The sequence below is a fragment of the Pirellulaceae bacterium genome (assembly GCA_029243025.1).
GTDB lineage: Bacteria > Planctomycetota > Planctomycetia > Pirellulales > Pirellulaceae.
In genome coordinates this window covers 144,013-163,537 of the sequence record JAQWSU010000049.1, presented here as the reverse complement: position 1 = coordinate 163,537, position 19,525 = coordinate 144,013, and the positions used below count along the sequence as shown (strand labels likewise).

Here is a 19,525-nt window from a genome sequence, read left to right as displayed (position 1 = left end):
TCCGATTCGTTGCGAATTCTCGCACAAAGAAACTTTGGCACAAAGGTCTCCTTGGCAGAAGTTGGACGATTGAGCGGGCATTCGGTTAAATTGGTAGTTGACAGTGGATGAGATCGGCAAGGAGGCTTCGTTTCGGTAAGTCGTTCCACGCGCGATCCATCAGGGCGCGATCCATCAGGGCGCGGTCCATCAGGGCGCGGTCCAATCTTAGGGTAGGCCGCTTGCACGTCGGGAACCATTCGCGGCATTGGGTTTTACGATCAGCATTGATTTGCGCCGTTCTCTCTCTAGTTTGCGGGAAATGGGGGGGGCGGCGGTTCGGGTAACGGTCGGAGGCAAACGGACGGAAGGCCACTCATTACTTGCGAAAGCCCCAATTGGGTTGCGTTTCCAGCACCAATGGGCACAATCCAGCATATGGGTGGGCGGCTTAGTCCTTGTAATCAACGGGAGATGGGACCCAATTGAAGACACGGCGCAGGACGACAAAGGTGAAGGTTTGGCCAGGAAAGCCCTATCCGCTGGGAGCAACGTGGGACGGTCGTGGCGTGAATTTTGCGATCTTTTCCGCGCACGCAACACGTGTCGAGGTCTGCCTGTTTGATTCGGAACAATCCGTCGAAGAGACTTATTGTGTGCCGCTTCGAGAACAGACTGATCTGGTCTGGCACTGTTATCTACCCGGTATTCGTCCAGGGCAGCTTTACGGTTACCGCGTACATGGTCCCTTCGATCCTGAATCAGGTCACCGCTTCAACGCAAACAAGGTTCTGTTAGATCCGTATGCCAAGGCGGTGGTGCGCACGAATCGCTGGGCGGATTCGATGTTTGGTTACCGGATTGGCGATGCTCGAGAGGACCTTTCATTTGACGGTCGGAACAACGCGGAATGCGCGCCGTTGGGTGTGGTTTCAAAGCCTGGATTTAGCTGGAAACGTGATCGGCCCCCCAAAACACCATGGCATCAGACGGTCATTTATGAAACTCACGTCCGTGGCTTTACGCTGGCAAACCCGGACATCCGCCCTGCCCTTCGCGGCACTTTCGCCGGTTTGGCCACACCCGCCGCCATACGCCATTTTCGTCGACTTGGCGCGACAGCCATTGAGCTAATGCCCGTTCATCACTTCGTAAATGATCGGCATCTAATCGAAAGCGGTCTCACCAACTATTGGGGCTACAACACGCTGGCCTTCTTCGCTCCGGATCCCAGATACACCGCCTCGACGGTGATGGGGTCTGTCACCGAGTTTAAAACCATGGTTCGAAGACTCCACCGAGCGGGTTTAGAGGTGATACTGGATGTGGTCTACAATCACACGGGCGAAGGAAATCATCTCGGCCCGACGATCTCACTCCGCGGGATCGACAACGCCTCTTATTACAGATTGCTTGCTGAGAACCCTCGCTACTACATGGACTACACGGGATGTGGAAACACACTCAATATGCAGTGTCCGCATGTTTTGCAGTTGATTATGGATAGCTTGAGGTATTGGGTCCAGGAAATGCATGTCGATGGTTTTCGATTCGACCTCGCCAGTGCGCTTGCAAGGGAGTTACACGCCGTCGATCGGCTCGGCGCATTCTTCGATATTATCCACCAAGATCCAGTTCTGTCGCAGGTGAAATTGATTGCCGAGCCGTGGGATTTAGGAGAAGGCGGATATCAGGTCGGCAATTTTCCGATCCTTTGGACTGAATGGAACGGCAAATACCGAGATACCGTCAGGCAGTTTTGGCGAGGAGATGGCGGCGGTACGGTGGCTCAATTTGCCACAAGGTTGTGCGGAAGCAGCGATTTGTACGAAAACAGCGGGCGCAAACCCTACGCCAGCATTAATTTTATCACCTCGCACGATGGATTTTCATTGCATGATCTCGTTAGCTACAACGAAAAACATAATGGCCAAAATGGCTCCGATAATAATGGCGATGATCACAATTTCAGTTGGAATTGCGGAGTAGAAGGCGACACAAATGACACCCACATACTTGAGCTTCGGCGTCGACAAATGCGCAACTTCGCTGTCACACTGCTGTTCTCGCAGGGTGTGCCGATGTTGCGAGGTGGAGATGAAATCTGTCACACGCAAAGTGGTAACAACAATGTTTACTGCCAAGATAATTCATTGAGTTGGATGAAGTGGGAGCGAACACCAGACCAACAGGAATTCTTTGACTTCATTTGCAAGCTGACCCGGTTGCGGAAACGGTTGCCCGTCTTGCGGCGACGACGGTTCTTTCAAGGCAAAAAGATTCTTGGCTCCGACAAGGTGGACGTGGCTTGGTTCAATGAATTAGGGCATGAAATGCAAGAGTCGGATTGGAATAATTCCGGCAGTGGGATTTTAGGAGTTGAATTCAACGGGGTCATGCAGGATGAGGTGGATGATCGGGGTAACGTTATCGCGGGGAATAATCTGCTGCTGTTGTTCAATGCTTCGCGCGATACGAGGTACTTTCAGTTGCCGAAGGTGCCGAAACACTGTTACTGGCGTCTGCTGCTGGATACTGCACAGCCGAAAGTAAACGGCCAACGCCTGAGCGGGATGGGGTCGTATCGCTTGACGGCTCATACGATTGCCGTATTCGAGCAGCGAAAAGGCCTGACGAACTTTCTTGGAAAACGTTCCCGCTCAAGTATTCCGAGTGAGGTTCGTGTAGAGTGATTCGCGAACGCGAAACGATGATCTCAACAGTCGGCTGAGCGGCTAACGCCAGCTTGGCTTTCTCTTGCGAGCTTTTGGGTGGCGAGCGAGTTGTTTGTTGCCGTCATGCTTGACGTCTTTCTCGATCACCTGTACTTCGCTTGCAATCGGCTGTTTGGGGGTCTCGGGGTCCGGCTTGCCGACGATGAACTGAACGTAATCACCGATGGAAAGTCGCGAGTACTGCTTCTCGCCGGAAACCGATTCGGCCGCAAACAAGTATTCAGGGCCATGTTCTATCGAAGAGATGAATCCGGAATAAGTTTTTCGATGTAATTTGGTCACGAATCCCTGTTTCCAATCGGTAGGCGCGCGACCGAATCGTGGGCGCGGCGATCGATGCTGTGACGTGGAGGAACGTGGGTCACGAGACTTCGATGTGAAACGTTTGACGCTGTTTCGGTCCGAGGTGGTGCAAGAGTTGTTCGGGCTTGCACCGGCAATTATTTGTACCCTTCCGGCTCGGGGTTTTTCCGACTTGGGATCCAACTCGAAACGCACCGGCTGACCGGGTGCTAATGTATCCAATGGTGCGTTAACCGCCGACTGGTGAAAGAATACATCGTCACCGCTGTCCGCCGATTTGATAAATCCAAATCCTTTTTCAATCACCAAATGTTGAATTTCACCTTCAATCACGCTTTCGGATTCCCTCAGATAAATAGAAGATTCGACTGCCAATGGAAATTTGCGTCGTTGGCGAACCCAGGCCGTCATAAGAACTGAGTGTAAGTGGCCCAGCCAATTCTGGCAATCGACAACTGACAGCTGGGTGCGCTTTTGTAAGAAGGGTGACGCGATCCGATATGCTTTCTGTCCGTTTTGGGCTGCTGGAACCATTGGGGGGAGTTCAATGACCTGCGAAACAGTCCGAAAGGTGGGGCGAGAAGATCCCTGCTGTGGGAAATGCTGGACAGAATTCCTTAAATCGGGTTTTCTACTCTTAGGGCATACCGCTACGAGGAACTGCCTAATCGTTCATCTCGAATACGAACGGTAGAACATGCAACTTGATTGACACACCTAGAAGGGGTCTTCAGCAGAATGGATCAAAACCAACAAAAAGAATTGCAAGCAGATGAGGAGCGGAGGATGTATCGTCAACTTCGGGCCGCAATGAGGACAATTATCGAGATTCAGCAACGGAAACGCATGATCGATACCGCTTACTCACCCACCAGACACTCAGCCGTTAACGATAACTGACCATGTACCTTTCCGGTGGATTGTTGCGCCCACCAAGGTGCGGGGGGCTTAGGTTTTATGGTCGGCGACCGAATTCGGATTCTGGTCGCAGCCGTTTCTGGAGCATGGTCGACAACTTTGTCACCAGGGATGGATTGGCGTTGGCAATATTCTTGGTTTCTTTTGTGTTGGAACGATGATCGTAAAGTTCGAGATGTCCACCCTTGTGAACGATTAGTCGATGTGTCGCCGTGCGAATTGTTTGGGCGCCGCGATTGTACGAAATGGCCGGGTGTCCGACCATTTCCGGTTTTTCCAGTTGTGGACGTAATGATACGCCGTCAACAAAGTTAGGCTCCGGTAGATCGGCCAAATCACAAAGCGTTGGGAAAAGATCCAACGATTCAACGACTGCTTCGCTCGCTCTGCCTGGTTGCGTGATTCCAGGGTAGTAAATAATCAGCGGCGAATGCAAAGACTCTTCAAATAGCGTGTGTTTCCCCCAGACTCCATGTTCTCCGAGGTGCCAGCCATGGTCTCCCCAGAGAATGATGATTGTGTTGTCGGCGGCTGATGTCTTCTTGAGTCGATTGAGGATGCGACCAACTTGAGCATCGGCATAGCTAACACAGGCCGCGTAGTGCTTACGCACTTGCAGCGCGAATTCAGCATCCAAATTAGGGTTTCTTTGCCATCGGTTGTACTTCATGAACTCGCCTGAGCCGTGCCACGTCGTTTTTCCGGAAGGCTTGTTGGGATGGGGAGTCGGTGGAAGTTGTGCATCACGATAAGGTTCCAGATATTTCGCGGGAGCACCCAATGGCAAGTGGGGTCGCAAGATTCCAATTGCTAGGAAAAACGGCTTTTGTCGATCGGAGCTAAGTAGGTCAAGCTGTTCGAGGGCGCTGTCAATTGCAACTCCGTCAGGATAAATGTTGTCGTCGCCAATCGTGGACTGAAAAACGTCCATCTCGCCCGCCTTTAGGCGAATTTCACCCTTCGCGAGGCCGTGCATCCAGCCTCGGGGGTGCAGCCAAGCCCCGGCGGGTAAAAGATGTCGATCCCAGGATTCGGGCATTTCAGGTTGGTCGGCGTCATTCCAGTCTTTTCCGCCACGCCCACCGGGGTGATGAGAAACCTTACCGATCGAAACCGTGGTGTACCCCTGTTGACGAAACCAGTTTGGCATACTGGGGGCAACGGAAGCGGGATCGGTATTGATCTTTGCCGCCCGTTGAAATAGAGCACCGTTATTGTTCCCACCGTATTGACCGGTTAGCAAGGTATATCGCGAGGCACCGCAGGTAGGAGCTTGTACATAGTGCTTGGCGAATCGTCGCCCCTGCTTCGCTAAAAGATCAATGTGAGGTGAATTGATGTAGGAAGCACCGTAGCAAGCCAACTCCGGGCGGAGATCATCAACGCACAGTAGCAATATATTCGGTTTCGCGTCATCCGCCGGGCACCGTGATGAAAGGAAGGATGCGGCCAGGAAGGCAACGAGAAAAAGATGTATTTTCATGTTCTTGGTCTCTGACGATGATAGACGGTGATGCAAGCCTGCTGCCCGTTACAGCCTAACTGATTATGCGAAGGTCGGAGCCACGTGGGGCCCATTTCTTGAGGCCGAATTTGGTTGGAATCTTGTTTTGCCCTCTTTAGGTCGAGACAAGTCAGGTCGAAAAGAGATGTGTGGTAAACTAATCGCGAAATTCCTTGCGATTCAGAAAGGCAGCGATGGCGATTCTCTCGACAGCTAAGCCGAGTTGGAGTCGTGCTTGCCCATAGTCTGTTGCTGATTAGTTAAGAACGTCTCGTGATGGATGAAAGTTGAGAATCAACCTAGATGTCAAAATCCATCGACTTGATTGGTTTAAGGCAAGAAGTTCTCCGTCTTCCTGTTCATCAGAAAACGATCGAAGAACTTTACGTGGCAGGTCTGATTGATGATTGAGCTCGGGACGCTGCGCTTGAGTGGAGTTCTCAGGGCCACCCATGGTAGCGTTTGGCGAGCCGATGTTTGTTGTTTGTTGGATCGGCGCTTCTATTGGCGGGGGTGATCTTCTGCTTTGCCTTCAATTGGAAGCGAATGCATCCTGTGGTCAAGTTCGGAATCATCGAGAGTTTACTCTGGGGTTGCGCGGTAGGTGCCTTCGCCAATGGATTGGAAAAAATCACCGGGAAGGTGTTGTTGTTGTCCGCATGTGTTCTCGTAGGAGTTCTACTTGCCGTTTATGGTCAGATCTACCAAACGGGCGCCGATGCTTGGCCCATCTATGCGATTTGGGCAGCGCTTATTTTTCCCTGGGTTTCTATTTCGAGATTTTTTGCACTTTGGGTTTTCTGGCTGGCTGTCAGTAACGTGGCGTTGATTTTGTTTTGGTTTCAGGCAGACATTTCCGACCACTCAGAGTTCGGCTGGGGAATCTGTTTGCTGCTGGCGATGCTGAATGCGATGGGGCTCCTAGCGCGAGAGGTTGGATTGCAAAGAGGAGTGGAGTGGCTTAGGCACCGTTGGGGGCAGCAGGTGCTCTGGCTGGTAGTGGTGGTTCCACTCACGATTCCATCTCTCCTACTGATTATTGCCCCGAGTATTGGTGGCGGTTTGTTTTTGGGAGCGATTGGTTTGGCGATTGGCCTCGTGGTTGGCCAATACTATTTTCGCTATCGCCGCCCGGATCTGTTCTGTCTAGGGCTGAATGTCTCGTCAGTATCCATCCTCCTCTTGGCGTTCCTTGTGACGAACCTGGGAACCGATTTTGAGGAAGCGGCCGACTTTTTACTGACAGGCTTGCTCGTACTTGGTGTCTCCACTTCCGCAGCATTTGTGTTGCGGAGAATTGCTGGGAGTCTTGAACATCATGATGTCTGAAAGCTCATTAACTGTCGGGAAGATGTTGACTGAATTGTCAAAGCAAGGTCTGGTCGATGCAGCTGGCTGTGCAGATATTGAAAATCATCTTTGTGGTGAAAAGATCGCGATAAGGGATCCGTGGTTTGTCAAAGTTTTGATGGCTTTTGGTGCTTGGATAGCGACTCTTTGTTTTGGCATTTGTTTAGGGGGGGGGGCGGACTCATCAGCGATAACCCTATCATGGCGCTGTTGCCGGGTTTGTTACTGTTTGGCGCTGCAACGCTATTACGTCGAACTCAGTCACATTTATTCTGGGTTAAGCTTGCATTGGCGATCAGTACTCTCGCACATGGGTTGATACTTATCGATGCGGCCAATCTTTGGGGAGGCGAGATGGCAGGAGGCAGCGTGGCCATCGCTTCGATCTTACTTTGCCTAGTGCTCTATCCACTTTACGACGATGATTCACATCGATTTCTGTCTTGTTTATTGGCAGTTGTCTGTCTCTCGGTCTGGATGTTGATCAATGATTTCTGGCCGTTGATACATCTGGAATTATTGGTCGAACTCATCCTTCTTAGCGTCGTCTTTATGTATCGACCGAATTTATGGGTGTTGCGACCATTGGGCTGTGCGATGGCGATCGCAGTGCCCGGCACATTAATGTTAACCCTCTTGCCCGCCGATCAATTTTCCGCAGTTGGGTGGCCTGCCAAGGTCGTTTTGACGTTATGTCTGATCTGGCTTTATCAATGGCTTGCCGGAGGGTGGAAAGCATTTAGGTCAGAACCAATGGTAATCGCTGTGTTGGCGGCGGTTTGTTTGGCGGCGGTCACTACACCGGAAGTTTTAGCTGCTCTGGGGTTGTGAGTCCTGGGCTATGCGCGGAATGATCGTTATCTGTTGAGCATCGGAATCTTGTTTTTTCCGTATTTATTGTCGTCGTCTACCATGAGTGGCAAATTAGTTTGTTCACCAAGAGCTGGATCCTGATGGGCAGTGATGCCGTGTTGTTGGTTACCCGGTTGTTACTCGAACATCGGCAATGGGCAAAGGAGGCCTCGTGATGAAAACTCTCGTCTTTTGGTTGACGACACTTGTCGTGTTTGGCGTGGTGAACGGCATGATCGCGAAGAAGGAGGCGACCATCCGAAATGGAGTTACGATCTATCTTCCACTCGAAACGCGAGATCCGCGGTCGCTGATGCAGGGAGATTACATGTCCTTGCGGTACGATCTCAACGGGGTGGCACCAAATCAACGACGTGGTCAATTTGTGGTTCAACTGAGTCCAACGCGTGTCGCCAAAGTGGTGCGGGTGGATGACGGCGGTCCGTTAAAGCAGGGCGAATATCGATTGAGATTCTCGAAAGGCGCCCAGGGGATACGTATCGCAACGGATTCGTTTTTCTTTCAAGAAGGCCACGCGAAAGATTACGCCAATGCAAAGTACGGCGAGTTGAAAGTCGCGCTTCGTGGGGGAAGCGCGTTGGTCGGCCTGCGAAATGCTGATTTGACCGATGCGGATCCGGCGACGAAGGCAGGCTCGAAAGTCGAAGAAGCCGACTGAAGTAGGATGATACCTTGTTGAGAGGTCGCCGGTTCGTGGATGGGTCGGCTGACACATTCAGGGTAACGCAGGGCCTGCGGTCGTAGCCCTGCGTTGTTCGAGATGCGGCTTCGTCCGGCTTATGGCGTGGGCAAGATGATGGCGGCATTTTCTGGGAAGGACGCTTCGCCTTGACTGCCATCGATCTTGTATTCCACGGTCAATTGTTTCACGACTCCAGGTGCCGGATCGCCGTCAAAGGCCGTATTGTAACTAGCCGATGGCAGGCTGATGATCGGCAGTTGACCAACGTTTCGTTGCAGATGTTCGGTGACATCTTTCGATTGGTCGCCGGTTCCGTAGGTTGCCCGGAGGATTTCGATTTTTGCTGGTTTTAACCCTCCTTTCTCCAGGATTGCTGCCACTTCGGCTGCCTGTCCGGGAAGACTTTTTGCAACTCGCAGCGAGGTTTGGTGAGCCGCATCCTGGATCACCGGGGTTTGTTTGGCTTTGATGGCGACAGCGAGCGAATCCAGGCTGGGATGAATCTCCAAAACACGCAGAGCCAAAGCGCGCTCTTGATCTCTTCCGGCGGATCGGAGTGCTTGTTCGCACATCTCTGCTCGTTCGGCGGGGGTGAGTTGCATCTGACGCGCGATTCGCAAGTAGCCACGCAAGGCGCGGATTTGGTATTTGCCGTTTGCTTTTGGCTGGGCGAGTTCCAGTAATACCGGCGCTGCGTCGGGTGTCATCCATTTGCCAAGAGTTTTACTGGCGGCATCTTTGAGTGCATCCTGCTCGTGATTGGCGGATGCGGCAACGGTTTGGAGTGCCTTCGAGCCACCCACATTGCCAAGAATGGCGATGAGTGCAGCTTGGGTTTCGAGAGGTTGATTTTTCATGGCCGTTGTCAAATGAGTCGCACACGCATCACGGTCGGGCATTCGAGTGCTGGCAGTTGTCAATGCCTTAAGCGCTGTCCCCTGGTCGGTTGCATGTTTCGGATTCGTGAAGCGTTGGACCAGTTCCGTCAAATTATCGGGTCCCACCGTGGCACCTAAGGCGGTCAGAGCGGCTGTTCTAACTTTGGGATCGCTGTCATCCGCCGCGATCAGCAGGTCAGAGATGGCGTCGATACGGCGAGCGCCAATGGTTTCAATGATCGCCGTACGAGTGGATCCCTCAGCCTCCGATAGGCGACGTTTGATGGCGGCGTCGACGGCCGGGTCGGTGAGGGCCGCAAGAGCGTCCTTGGCCGATTCGGCCACTTCGCCATCCGCATCGGAGGCGCCATCGAGGAGAGTATCGACGGTGGATGCATTGCCCACATTGCCGAGCACAAGGAACGCATTTTTTCGAGCGTTCGAATTTCCTGAGCCAGCAAGACGTAGGATCGCCGGAAGTACCGAGTCGCGATCGCGTTCGGCAAGTGAGAGGACAATCATACTTTGACGTTTGGTTTCCGCATTGTCTAAAGCTTGAACCAACGCGTCCGTGATTTCCTGGCCCGGAAGTTCACGTGCGGTACGCAGGCCGAGTCCAAAATGATCTTTGTCTTCCGATTGCAATAGCTCGCTGAGAAGTTCGGCTGAGTTTTGGGCTAAAATGAGCCCTCGTGTCGCCTCGAGCATTCGTTGCTTCGCGACCTGAGCCTCACGTACCTTTGCGTAAAGCGTCGCGGCTGCAGCAAGGTCTCCGCGATCGTATTGTTGTTCTGCAACCAAGATGCATCCTTCCGCAACACCCGGATTCGCTTGCGTGGCCAGCTTTGCCAGGCCGTTTTCAAGAGCCTGTTGGGCCGGCGCATCGCCAATCTTTCCCAACGCAACGGCGGCGGCGATTCGGACTTCTGGGTGATCCGACTGAAGCCGTTCGACTAGTGCGGGAACGGCGGCCGTGTCGCCACGCGTTGCGATGGAGTTAATAACTCCTATCAGCGGACGGCCGGTGTCCAGATGGGTTAGGGCGGATCGAAGTGCTTCATCGGCCGAGTCGTCAGGAATGACTTCTAACGCAGTTCGGGCCCAAGAGGTGAGCTTCGGGTCTGGCAGTAATTTCGCGAGTTCTGGAACTGCATGGGCGGTTCCATGGACAGCAAGGTGTTTGCAGGTAATTGCCTTTTCAGCCCCCGGAGCGTCGGACTGCAAAATCGCAATTAATTCTGCCTCTCGGTCGGTCTGGGCAAGGCACGTTTGTTGAGCAAACGAGCCCGTGATGAAGGTGAGTAAAAAAGCAAACGCTGTATTTTGAAACGAGGTCATATTCATTTTTATTTCCGTCTGGAAAGGAGCTGATGAGTCAACAGGTTTGGCCACTTTAGATGCGCCAAGGTTCACGCAATGCTTCGGATCTGAGCCGATTGGCTTGCGGATCATCGATGAATTCATTCTTGACCGGATCGTATTTCAGCTCGCGGTCCAAATAGACGGCGATATTGGCTGCGTGGCAGGCAATGTGGGCGTAACAGGCCGTTTCGGCTGTGGCTCTTGGCTCGCCCCGCGACTTAACGCAATTCAAGAAATCGCGGACGTGGAAGGTTGCCGGATAGCCACCGATCTCAGCCACTTTCCGTCCCGCCAAAAGCTCCGGTGAACTCAAGACAAATTTGCCACTGTCACCCGTTTCGATCCAGCCATCGTCGCCCTCGAATCGCACCGGACAGGACCCGAGGGGAATCCAATCTTTCTCGCGAATGATGAGTTGGACGCCATTCTCGTAATTGGCCACGACTTGGCCATCGCTCGGTGGAAAATATTCAACCGGTGCTGTTCGATCAGCGTTGTTCGCCCATTGGCATAAATCGACGCAATGCGAACCCCATTCCAACACGCCGCCACCGACCATGCCGCCGCCCTTCTCGAAGTTGAAGCCGTCCAAATGTGCCTTGTTGAAGGGACGCCATGCGGCGGGACCAAGATACATATCCCAATCCACGTCCTCTTTGTTAGGTTCGGGTTGAGGAGTCGCCCATCCACTGGTTTTTGTGGTCATGCCAGCCGGATGTGCGTAGACCTTTCGAAGTGTGCCTAGCCTCCCGGTTCTTGCCAACTCGCAGGCGAACTCAAAGTGCGGTAGATTTCGCCGTTGCGTTCCAGCTTGAAAGACACGACCTGTTCGTTTAAAGATTTTTGCTAAATCAAGACTCTGTTGAATGTTTTTCGTTGACGGTTTTTCGCAGTAGACATCCTTGCCTGCTTTTGCGGCCATCGTGGCTGCCGTCGCGTGCCAATTGGGACCTGTCGCAATCAGAACGCCGTCGATGTCCGCTCGGTCTAGCAAAACTCGGAGGTCTCGATAAGTTTCACAATCGTTGTTGCCGTTGCGTGTGTCGACGCGCCCTTTGGCTGCATTGCGAGCTGATTCCTTCACATCGCAGATCGCTACGAATTGAACGTCCGGCTGTTGTAGAAAGCAACCCAGGTCGTACGTCCCACGATTGCCGATTCCAATTCCCCCCATCACGATCCGTTCACTCGGGGCCACGATACCGTTCATGCCCAAGGCGGATCCGGGCACGATGTTGGGTAGAGCAAAAGCTGTACTTGCACTTGCTGCTGTCTTCATAAAACGACGACGAGATAGTTGAAAGCGTTTGGACACGGGATGGTTCCTTTCGAGTTTTTCCAAAACGATGGCCGTGTAATTCTTGCTTTGCGTCCGGCGAATACGATTGGAATTATATAGGAATCTGGACGTTGTTTCATTTGTAGTCGGGTCACCAAATCCGGCATTTTATTATTTCTTTCGATTCACCCTGGTCGGCTTTAGGGTAAAAGTTCGACGAAAATATGCGTTGGTATTCGCGACGCCCACGGCCTGGTAAATCGTCAATGACATATTTTTGCGGCTAGGAACACGCCATCATGGGGGAATGGGTGGCCGGGCTCGCTGGCCGACGATGCCCGAAAGATGAAACAGCCGGACGTGATGAGTAGATGCCTGGAGAGTCTTAATTTGCCAGGAAACGCCGAGATTTGTGTTGCTTTCCTATCCACTTTTTAAAACGTCAACCGAACAGTGGCGATTGTCGACGAAAAAACGGCTGCGAGCCGAGCTTCGTTTGGCTCAAACGAACTGGCTGTGTTACAACGGCAGAGGATGTTTTGACGCCTTTCGATCGAATGAAAGAGCTCAGCGCATGGTATTGGATTTTCTTTATCAATCAACGCGTGCGGCGGCAACTAACCTGACTTGAACGCTGACAGCCTGAGGAGCCACTCCGTCAAGGGGTGGTACTGTGAAGGGTGCCAGAACAGGTGAAAAAAAATGGTTTTACATCGGTGTAGTTTCGCTGCGTTGTTGGTCATCATGGCTCTTCTGCTGACTTCCCAGCGGTCGCTGGGCCAGTCGGCTTTGCCGATCGATTGGACACCTCCGAACTCGTTGCATGCGTTACCCAGCGTGACCACCTTGCCTGACTTGTTGACCTTCGCGGACGGTCGACCGGTTGAGTCGCCTGCCGACTGGAAGCGACGACGCGAAGAGTTGAAGTCCATGCTGCTGTATTATCAATATGGCAACATGCCGGCGCGTCCGGAAAAAGTTTCGGTGGTCGAATCAAGACGGCGTCCCCACGAAAGTGGGTTAGGAGATGTTGAGTTCGTGACGCTCGAAATTGACAAGGTCAAGCCATTGCGCTTTCGTGCCGTATTCTATTTGCCAAAACAAAATGGCCGCAGACCGGTAATCATTCGCGAGGAGGACAGAATCGGCCAGCGGAAAGATGTGCCAATGTTCTTGGAAAAAGGCTACATCTTTGTTGAATACGCGCGTCATGACCTCGATCCTGATCGAGATCGGCTGGTGGGAGTGGCACAGGCTGCCTATCCGAATCATGACTGGGCCACGCTCGCCGTTTGGGCTTGGTGTGGTATGCGACTGATTGATTATCTTGAAACTCGAGATGATATCGACATGGGCCGGATTGCTATTACCGGACATTCACGGGGTGGAAAGATGGCATTGCTGACTGGGGCGTTGGATGAGCGCATCCGACTTGTCGTCCCCCACCAGTCCGGATCTGGAGGTGCCGGTTGCTACCGCCTGCTCGGCCCAGGCGCCGAGGCCCTCGCTCAAAATGACAAGCCTCACTGGTATCACGAGCGGATCCGGTGGTTTGGGAAGCAGGAAGAACGTTTGCCATTTGATCAGCATTTTCTCAAAGCACTTGTGGCGCCACGTTGTCTTCTGTGTACCGAATCGATTGATGATGAGTTTGCCAATCCGCTTGGCAGTCTGGTCACGACGGTTGCTGCGCAGCCTGCCTTCGAACTTCTTGGAGCGTCAGGAAATAACGCGATCCATTTTCGCCGCGGCCGACACTCGACGGAGCGGACTGATTGGGCACGAATTCTTGAATTTGCCGAATGGAAATTCTTTGGAAAAGTGCCGGCGGATCAGGCCAGTTACTGGACTGCAACCTTTCCTTTGCCTGATGGCTTTGCTGCGATGAACGAGCAGCGTCCCCTGTTGCCCCAACCGACGGAGCCGAAACACGGAAACTGGATTGTTCCCGCGCCCACCAAACAGCCTCACCAAATGGTAACCGTGGGGGCGCCCGGCAATGAGCCAGATCGCGATTTGCACGGCCAGGGCCGGTTTGGTGCGGTGGATCAGCCCTTTCAGATATCAATCCATGAGGTTTCGCATGTTGACTACGCCCGCTTTCTCAATGCGGTGGCTCGCGAGGATCCGGCTGGTTTGTACCATCCCCGCATGGAAACCGCTGCTGGAGCAATTCGCAGAGTGAAGAATCAATCCAGCTATCAATATCAGGTCATGCTGGGGCAATTGCCGATCCCGGTGAGCTATGTCTCCTGGTTGGATGCCGTTCGATATTGCAATTGGCTCCATCATGGTAGGCCAACCGGCGAACAGGGAGTCGGCACAACTGAGGATGGTGCTTACCAATTGGCAGGAGTGAAGCGCGTTGGGAATCGTCAGATCGGAGCCAAATACACCTTGCCGACGGAAAATGAATGGTACAAAGCGGCCTACTATGCGTTGCAGCCTGATGGAGCGGGTTCCTATCTGCATTTTGCACGGAACCCATCAAATCGACCCCGCATTGATCGGCCCCAACCTGATTTACTGAGTCCCTGGGGGATGACTGGGTTTGCCAATCGGGTGTGGGAGTGGACGGAATCTCCAGTCGGCCAGCTTCATCGTGCACTCCGATCAGCGGCGTGGTATTTGGGGAATAACAAGCAATCGGCGGGCCACTTTTACAGTCATCCTCATATCGAAGATGCGAGGATTGGGTTTCGCGTGGTTCGGCTTGTGCCGAATTAATTTGCCTCCGCAAATGGCTGATCGGATGACAGGGTTGCTGGCAGTTGCTTTGCTGGCAGCTGCTTGGCGGTGTTTTTACCATTCCCGCTGTCACGTTGCTTGTGGAGCGACGATCCTGTAAAGGAGAAGTATCCATTGGCATCGGAAAACGGTGTGTGATTAAAAGAATGCGGAGACGGACGATTTGGTGATGGCTGATCTCTTAATTTGTTGATTGTTGCGCAGTTGAGATCGAAACGACTCATCCAACTGCGTTCCAGAGTTTTGAAGGGTAGACGGTTCATGGAAGAGACGCCAGATTTAGTCGGATGGAGCGATGTGCCTCGGCAGCCTGTGGGGATGCCCGGTCAAAAGACCTTGTTTGATTTGCATTCTTCGAAATCATTGATCAATGATGCCTATCCCTTTCTGTCAGATCTTGAGCAACAAATGGCTTTTGCCCAACCGCCCAAGCAACTTTATCTATGGGAAGAATAATCCTCGGAAGATGAATGGCCTATCGGGTCAGAGAGTGGACTTTATCGCGTTGATAGAGAATTGAGTGCCGAGATCAAGACGATTTTTGTATCACTGGGGCAATCGTCACTGCTACCGTCTGAGTAGTATTTTGAAAGTCTTTCGAGACTCATCTGTTTGAAGCCCTTGGCCTTCGCTGGAATGGAGTGAGCGTTCTTCTATTCGGTGAATTTGTGATGCGGTTTCGGTTGGAGGAATAGCCGTTCAAATCGCAGTGTCGTGATGGTTTTACGTTGCGTTTTCGCGGTGGCCAGATGATAATCAATCGCTCCATTTTGGAGATTGATTAACAATCGGTTGTTTCGCAAGGGAACGTGTTGGGTGTGTTTACGTGCCCGTCCGATTGATCCGAAGGCGCTAGTTTCAGGAGCAGATACTTCTGATGCCTCGACGTGATTCCAGTCTCATCGGTTGATTTGCAATGACGCGAAATCTAGTTTGCGAGGCCTGCAAGTGTTTTATGAAAAACGTGATCGAAGACGTCGACGTTCTCGACGAAAGATTGCTTTGCACATCGAACCGCTTGAGTCCCGCAGGTTATTGACGCGACCTCATGCAGTGCCTGATACCTATCAAGTGATGGAAGATGTTGCGCTTGTTGTCGAGACGTCTCAAGGGGTCTTGGCAAATGACACCGATGAGGATGGCGATCAATTGTTTGCCGAGATCGGGAATTCTCCTCGTGGAAACTGGCAGTTGGAGTCTGATGGGGCTTTCCGCTACATCCCGCCGGCTGATTTCAGTGGTCTTGATTTTGCAAGTTATACGGCGATCGATGCTTCCGAGCGGTCTTTTCAGGCACTCGTTTTTTTCAATGTGGAACCGGCGAATGACTTACCCGTATCCCTTCCGGAGAGTTACCTGACGTTAACGGGGGAAACGCTTCGTATTTCCAACGAAGCCGGTGTGCTGGCGAATGATCACGATGCGGACGGAGACGGAATTACTGCCGAGTTGGTTGCCGCCAGCAATCACGGGACAGTCCATCTGAATCCGGATGGTTCTTTCATTTACGTCCCGGCGGATGGATTCGAGGGGGAAGATTCGTTTTCCTACTATGCAACTGACGGATCTGGGCGGGGGGAGACGACGCTCGTTGCGATTCAGACTGCATCTCAGCCGATTGTGATTAGCGAAATAATGGCATCAAATGCGACCACGCTAAGCACCCGCGTGCGTCCTGCTGACAACGCGAAATTTGAAGGTGATGAGTCGACACCCGATTGGATCGAGTTACACAATCGGCACTCTCAACCTGTTGATTTATCCGGACTTCACCTGACCGATGATGAACAAAACCCGACCAAGTGGGCGATGCCAGCTAATGTCGTGATTGAGCCCAATGGGTATTTGCTTATTTTCGCATCCGGTGAGGATGTACGGGATTCGGCATTGGATGAGCTGGGATATCTGCATGTGAATTTTCAGCTCTCCAGCAAGGGAGAGTATTTATCGCTGAACCGCGCAGATGGAATTCCACTCTTCGAATTTGCGGAGGGTTATCCGCGCCAGCAGACGGATGTCAGTTATGGCCTTTCTGCGATGACTGATACCGCAGGCGCTTACTTTGTGGAGCCCAGCCCTGGTCGGGCGAATGTCGACCCTCGCGACGGGTTTACCGAAGAAGCTCGCTTGAGTGTCGAGCGTGGTTTCTTTGAGCAACCCTTCTTCCTCGAACTTACTACCGCAACACCTGAGGCTCGAATTCGCTACACGCTTGACGGCACGGATCCGTCGGAGACGAACGGGCTCGATTATGATTCACCATTAAATCTTGCCCAGACGACAACACTGCGGGTCGCCGCCTTTCGGCATGATTTGGTTCCTTCTCAAGTGGTGACGCACACCTATTTTTTTCTTGATGACGTGTTGGCACAAAACAGTACACCTCCCGATGGATTTCCCGCGACCTGGGGCAACACGTTCACGGACTGGGGAATGGATCAAGATCCCGAAGATCTTGCGGCGATCGCCGGCAACGAAAGCTTCACGGTCGATCAGGCTCGAGATGTTATCAAGAATTCGCTACTCGCTTTGCCCTCCATGTCTCTTGTCACATCGATCGATGGCATGTTCGGAAAACAGGATGGGATTTACGCAAACACCGAGGGACGCGGTGAGCGTTGGGAACGACCTGTCTCGGTGGAATATATCGATCCGAGTCAGCAGGAAACGGGATTTCAGATCGATGCGGGAATTAGAATTCAGGGCTATACCTCTCGTAATCCAAGCCGTAATCCAAAGCATTCCTTGAGGCTTGTCTTTCGTGACGACTATGGAGCATCTCAGTTAGATTATCCTCTCTTTGGAAATAGGGCGGCCGAGTCGTTTAATACGCTCGTACTACGATCGAACTCGCAAGACGCTTGGGTGTACGATACGGGTGACAATCGGCTGGGCCAGTTCGTTCGAGACCAATGGGCAAGAGAGACCTTGCTGGCGATGGGGCAAGTCCAGCCGCACGGCAACTGGGTTCATCTGTACATCAATGGACTTTATTGGGGATTGTATAATCCGACGGAACGTCCGGATGGTTCGTTTGCCCAGTCGTATCTTGGTGGCAGCAGTGACGACTATGATATCGTCAAGAACCATGAGGAAATCATCGATGGAACTCCCGATGCCTACCATGATTTATTGACTGCGATTCAGAAAGACCCACGTGATTTTTCGGCCGGTTACCTTGATTTCTCTGACACGGCTGACTACCAACGCATCCAGGGGAACAACCCGGACGGCACGAGGAATCCTGATTACCCCGTGTTGATCGATGTTCCAAGTCTGATTGACTATGTGATTGTTGGAGCCTATGCGGCGGCAAATGATTGGCCCGGCAACTTTTACATGGGGCGAGATCGGACGGCTGATAGCACGGGCTTTAAGTTTTTTATGTGGGACAACGAGCACGGGATGAAACCGCACGTGCGCAGCAATCGCACCAGGCCTCACCGACGTGACAGCGATTCTCCAACGAAGTTCTATCACGCTTTGCGTACGAATGACGATTTTCGGTTGCTGTTTGCCGACCACCTTCAGCGAGCTTTCTTCGAGGGAGGAGTTCTGTACGTTGATCCGCAAAACACCGATTGGAATCCAGATCATCCAGAGCGGAATGTTCCAGCCGCTCGTTGGATGGAGCTGACAGGTGAAATCGAACAAGCTTTGATCGCGGAAGCGACCCGCTGGGGCGATTTGCGACGAATTCAATACACGCCCCACGAGCAATTTCAAAAAGTTCGTGATCGTTTGTTGGGAAAATGGTTTCCCGTCCGATCAGATCTTGTGCTCGATCAATTTAAATCGCTCGGACTCTATCCGGAACATGCAGCTCCTGTTTTTAGTCAACATGGCGGTACGATCAGTGATGGCTTTGAGCTAGTAATCAAGAATCCGAATGAAGCTGGCCAGCTTTTTTATACGTTAGATGGAACGGACCCACGGTTGGACGGTAACCTCTATGCGTCGCCAATTCCGCTTGCAGGCCACGTGACGGTCAAGTCGCGGATCCTTTTAGAGGGTCAATGGTCTGCTTTGAATGAGGTTCGCTTCACCGTGGGGGTGGCCGCGACCACTGCCAATCTGCGGGTTTCCGAGATTAATTTCAATCCCGCACCGGTGACCAACGCCGAAAAAGTTGCCGGGATCGCAAATGCCCAAGAATTCGAGTTTCTCGAATTGGTGAATATTGGTGAGGCGACGATCGATTTAAGCGATGTGACACTTGAACTTGCGAACCGTGAAGGGAGTTTGGAAGGTGTTCAATTCGATTTTGCGCAGAGTGAAATTGCTATGTTGGCACCTCAGCAGACGATCTTGATCGTCGAAGATCTGGATGCTTTTCGAGTTCGTTATGGAGATCGCCTTCCTGTCGCCGGACAGTGGGAAGGGAAGCTTAGTAATGGTGGTGAAACGATTAGCTTGCATGCGGGCGGCGACCTACTGCAGCAGGTTACCTATTCCGACCAATGGTTTGATGCGACCGATGGGGGAGGTAAAACACTGGAATTCGTGAGCCCGTCGATTCATGATCTCGACCTTTGGAATCAGCCGTCTGGCTGGCGAGAAAGTACCGTTTCGGGAGGAAGTCCTGGTGAAATCATGATCCGCCCGATCGCGGGTGACTCAAATCATGATGGCCTGTTTAACTCGGCCGATTTAGTCGTCGTTTTTCAGGCAGGAGAATATCAAGATGGGATGACGCTCAATTCCAGCTATGAAACGGGTGACTGGAATGGAGACGGTGAATTCGATTCGAGCGACTTAGTATTTGCTTTTCAACAAGGCAGCTACTTGGCTGTCGCCCGGATGCAGGCTCAGCTGGCTGCTGCGATCGACGCTATTTTCGATGATGACTGATGGCGAACCCCCCTCCTGAGTCGCTAGAATGCTTTTCACAAGAGTTTGCACTTGGAGCGCGAG

At 52.4% G+C, this 19,525-nt stretch carries 12 protein-coding genes; 7 read left to right on the top strand and 5 right to left on the bottom strand.

Annotation, left to right across the window (positions count from 1 at the left end; genetic code table 11):
• The first annotated feature begins 491 nt into the window (after nucleotides 1–491).
• Nucleotides 492–2,672, top strand: coding sequence for a glycogen debranching protein GlgX (glgX, locus tag P8N76_24335; protein ID MDG2384820.1), 2,181 nt, complete (start codon nucleotides 492–494; stop codon nucleotides 2,670–2,672).
• Between the two features lie 42 nt (nucleotides 2,673–2,714).
• Here glgX and P8N76_24330 read toward each other — a convergent pair whose 3' ends face one another.
• Both P8N76_24330 and P8N76_24325 read right to left on the bottom strand, forming a co-directional pair.
• Complete coding sequence (locus P8N76_24330) at nucleotides 2,715–3,428, bottom strand: cold shock domain-containing protein (protein ID MDG2384819.1); 714 nt, start codon at nucleotides 3,426–3,428, stop codon at nucleotides 2,715–2,717.
• A 544-nt stretch (nucleotides 3,429–3,972) separates the two neighbouring features.
• Nucleotides 3,973–5,418 (bottom strand): sulfatase, encoded by a 1,446-nt coding sequence (locus P8N76_24325; GenBank protein MDG2384818.1) that lies wholly within the window; start codon nucleotides 5,416–5,418, stop codon nucleotides 3,973–3,975.
• Between the two features lie 501 nt (nucleotides 5,419–5,919).
• Here P8N76_24325 and P8N76_24320 point away from each other — a divergent pair.
• The 3 genes from P8N76_24320 to P8N76_24310 all read left to right on the top strand — a co-directional run bounded on the left by P8N76_24320 (nucleotide 5,920) and on the right by P8N76_24310 (nucleotide 8,320).
• The gene (locus P8N76_24320; GenBank protein ID MDG2384817.1) at nucleotides 5,920–6,768 is read left to right on the top strand and encodes a DUF2157 domain-containing protein; all 849 of its coding nucleotides are present in this window, start codon (nucleotides 5,920–5,922) and stop codon (nucleotides 6,766–6,768) included.
• A gap of 120 nt (nucleotides 6,769–6,888) precedes the next feature.
• The gene (locus P8N76_24315; GenBank protein ID MDG2384816.1) at nucleotides 6,889–7,620 is read left to right on the top strand and encodes a DUF4401 domain-containing protein; all 732 of its coding nucleotides are present in this window, start codon (nucleotides 6,889–6,891) and stop codon (nucleotides 7,618–7,620) included.
• 196 nt (nucleotides 7,621–7,816) lie between these two features.
• Nucleotides 7,817–8,320, top strand: coding sequence for a GDYXXLXY domain-containing protein (locus P8N76_24310; GenBank protein ID MDG2384815.1), 504 nt, complete (start codon nucleotides 7,817–7,819; stop codon nucleotides 8,318–8,320).
• 119 nt (nucleotides 8,321–8,439) lie between these two features.
• Here the strand turns inward: P8N76_24310 and P8N76_24305 are convergent, their stop codons facing one another.
• Both P8N76_24305 and P8N76_24300 read right to left on the bottom strand, forming a co-directional pair.
• Nucleotides 8,440–10,566 carry a HEAT repeat domain-containing protein gene (locus tag P8N76_24305; protein MDG2384814.1) on the bottom strand — a complete coding sequence of 709 codons (2,127 nt, stop codon included), beginning with the start codon at nucleotides 10,564–10,566 and terminating at the stop codon, nucleotides 8,440–8,442.
• A gap of 49 nt (nucleotides 10,567–10,615) precedes the next feature.
• On the bottom strand, nucleotides 10,616–11,899 hold the full coding sequence (locus P8N76_24300) for a Gfo/Idh/MocA family oxidoreductase (protein ID MDG2384813.1): 1,284 nt from the start codon (nucleotides 11,897–11,899) through the stop codon (nucleotides 10,616–10,618).
• 666 nt (nucleotides 11,900–12,565) lie between these two features.
• Between P8N76_24300 and P8N76_24295 the strand changes: the two genes are divergently transcribed.
• Nucleotides 12,566–14,590, top strand: a complete 2,025-nt coding sequence (locus P8N76_24295; GenBank protein MDG2384812.1) for an SUMF1/EgtB/PvdO family nonheme iron enzyme — start codon at nucleotides 12,566–12,568, stop codon at nucleotides 14,588–14,590.
• Here the strand turns inward: P8N76_24295 and P8N76_24290 are convergent.
• Nucleotides 14,587–14,874: a hypothetical protein gene (locus P8N76_24290; protein ID MDG2384811.1), complete on the bottom strand. Its 288-nt coding sequence runs from the start codon at nucleotides 14,872–14,874 to the stop codon at nucleotides 14,587–14,589. The two genes, P8N76_24295 and P8N76_24290, sit on opposite strands and share 4 nt — an antisense overlap.
• Between P8N76_24290 and P8N76_24285 the strand changes: the two genes are divergently transcribed.
• Entirely contained in the window at nucleotides 14,873–15,067 is a 195-nt protein-coding gene (locus P8N76_24285; GenBank protein ID MDG2384810.1) for a hypothetical protein, read from the top strand. The two genes, P8N76_24290 and P8N76_24285, sit on opposite strands and share 2 nt — an antisense overlap.
• A gap of 492 nt (nucleotides 15,068–15,559) precedes the next feature.
• On the top strand, nucleotides 15,560–19,462 hold the full coding sequence (locus P8N76_24280; GenBank protein MDG2384809.1) for an Ig-like domain-containing protein: 3,903 nt from the start codon (nucleotides 15,560–15,562) through the stop codon (nucleotides 19,460–19,462).
• Nucleotides 19,463–19,525 lie beyond the last annotated feature (63 nt).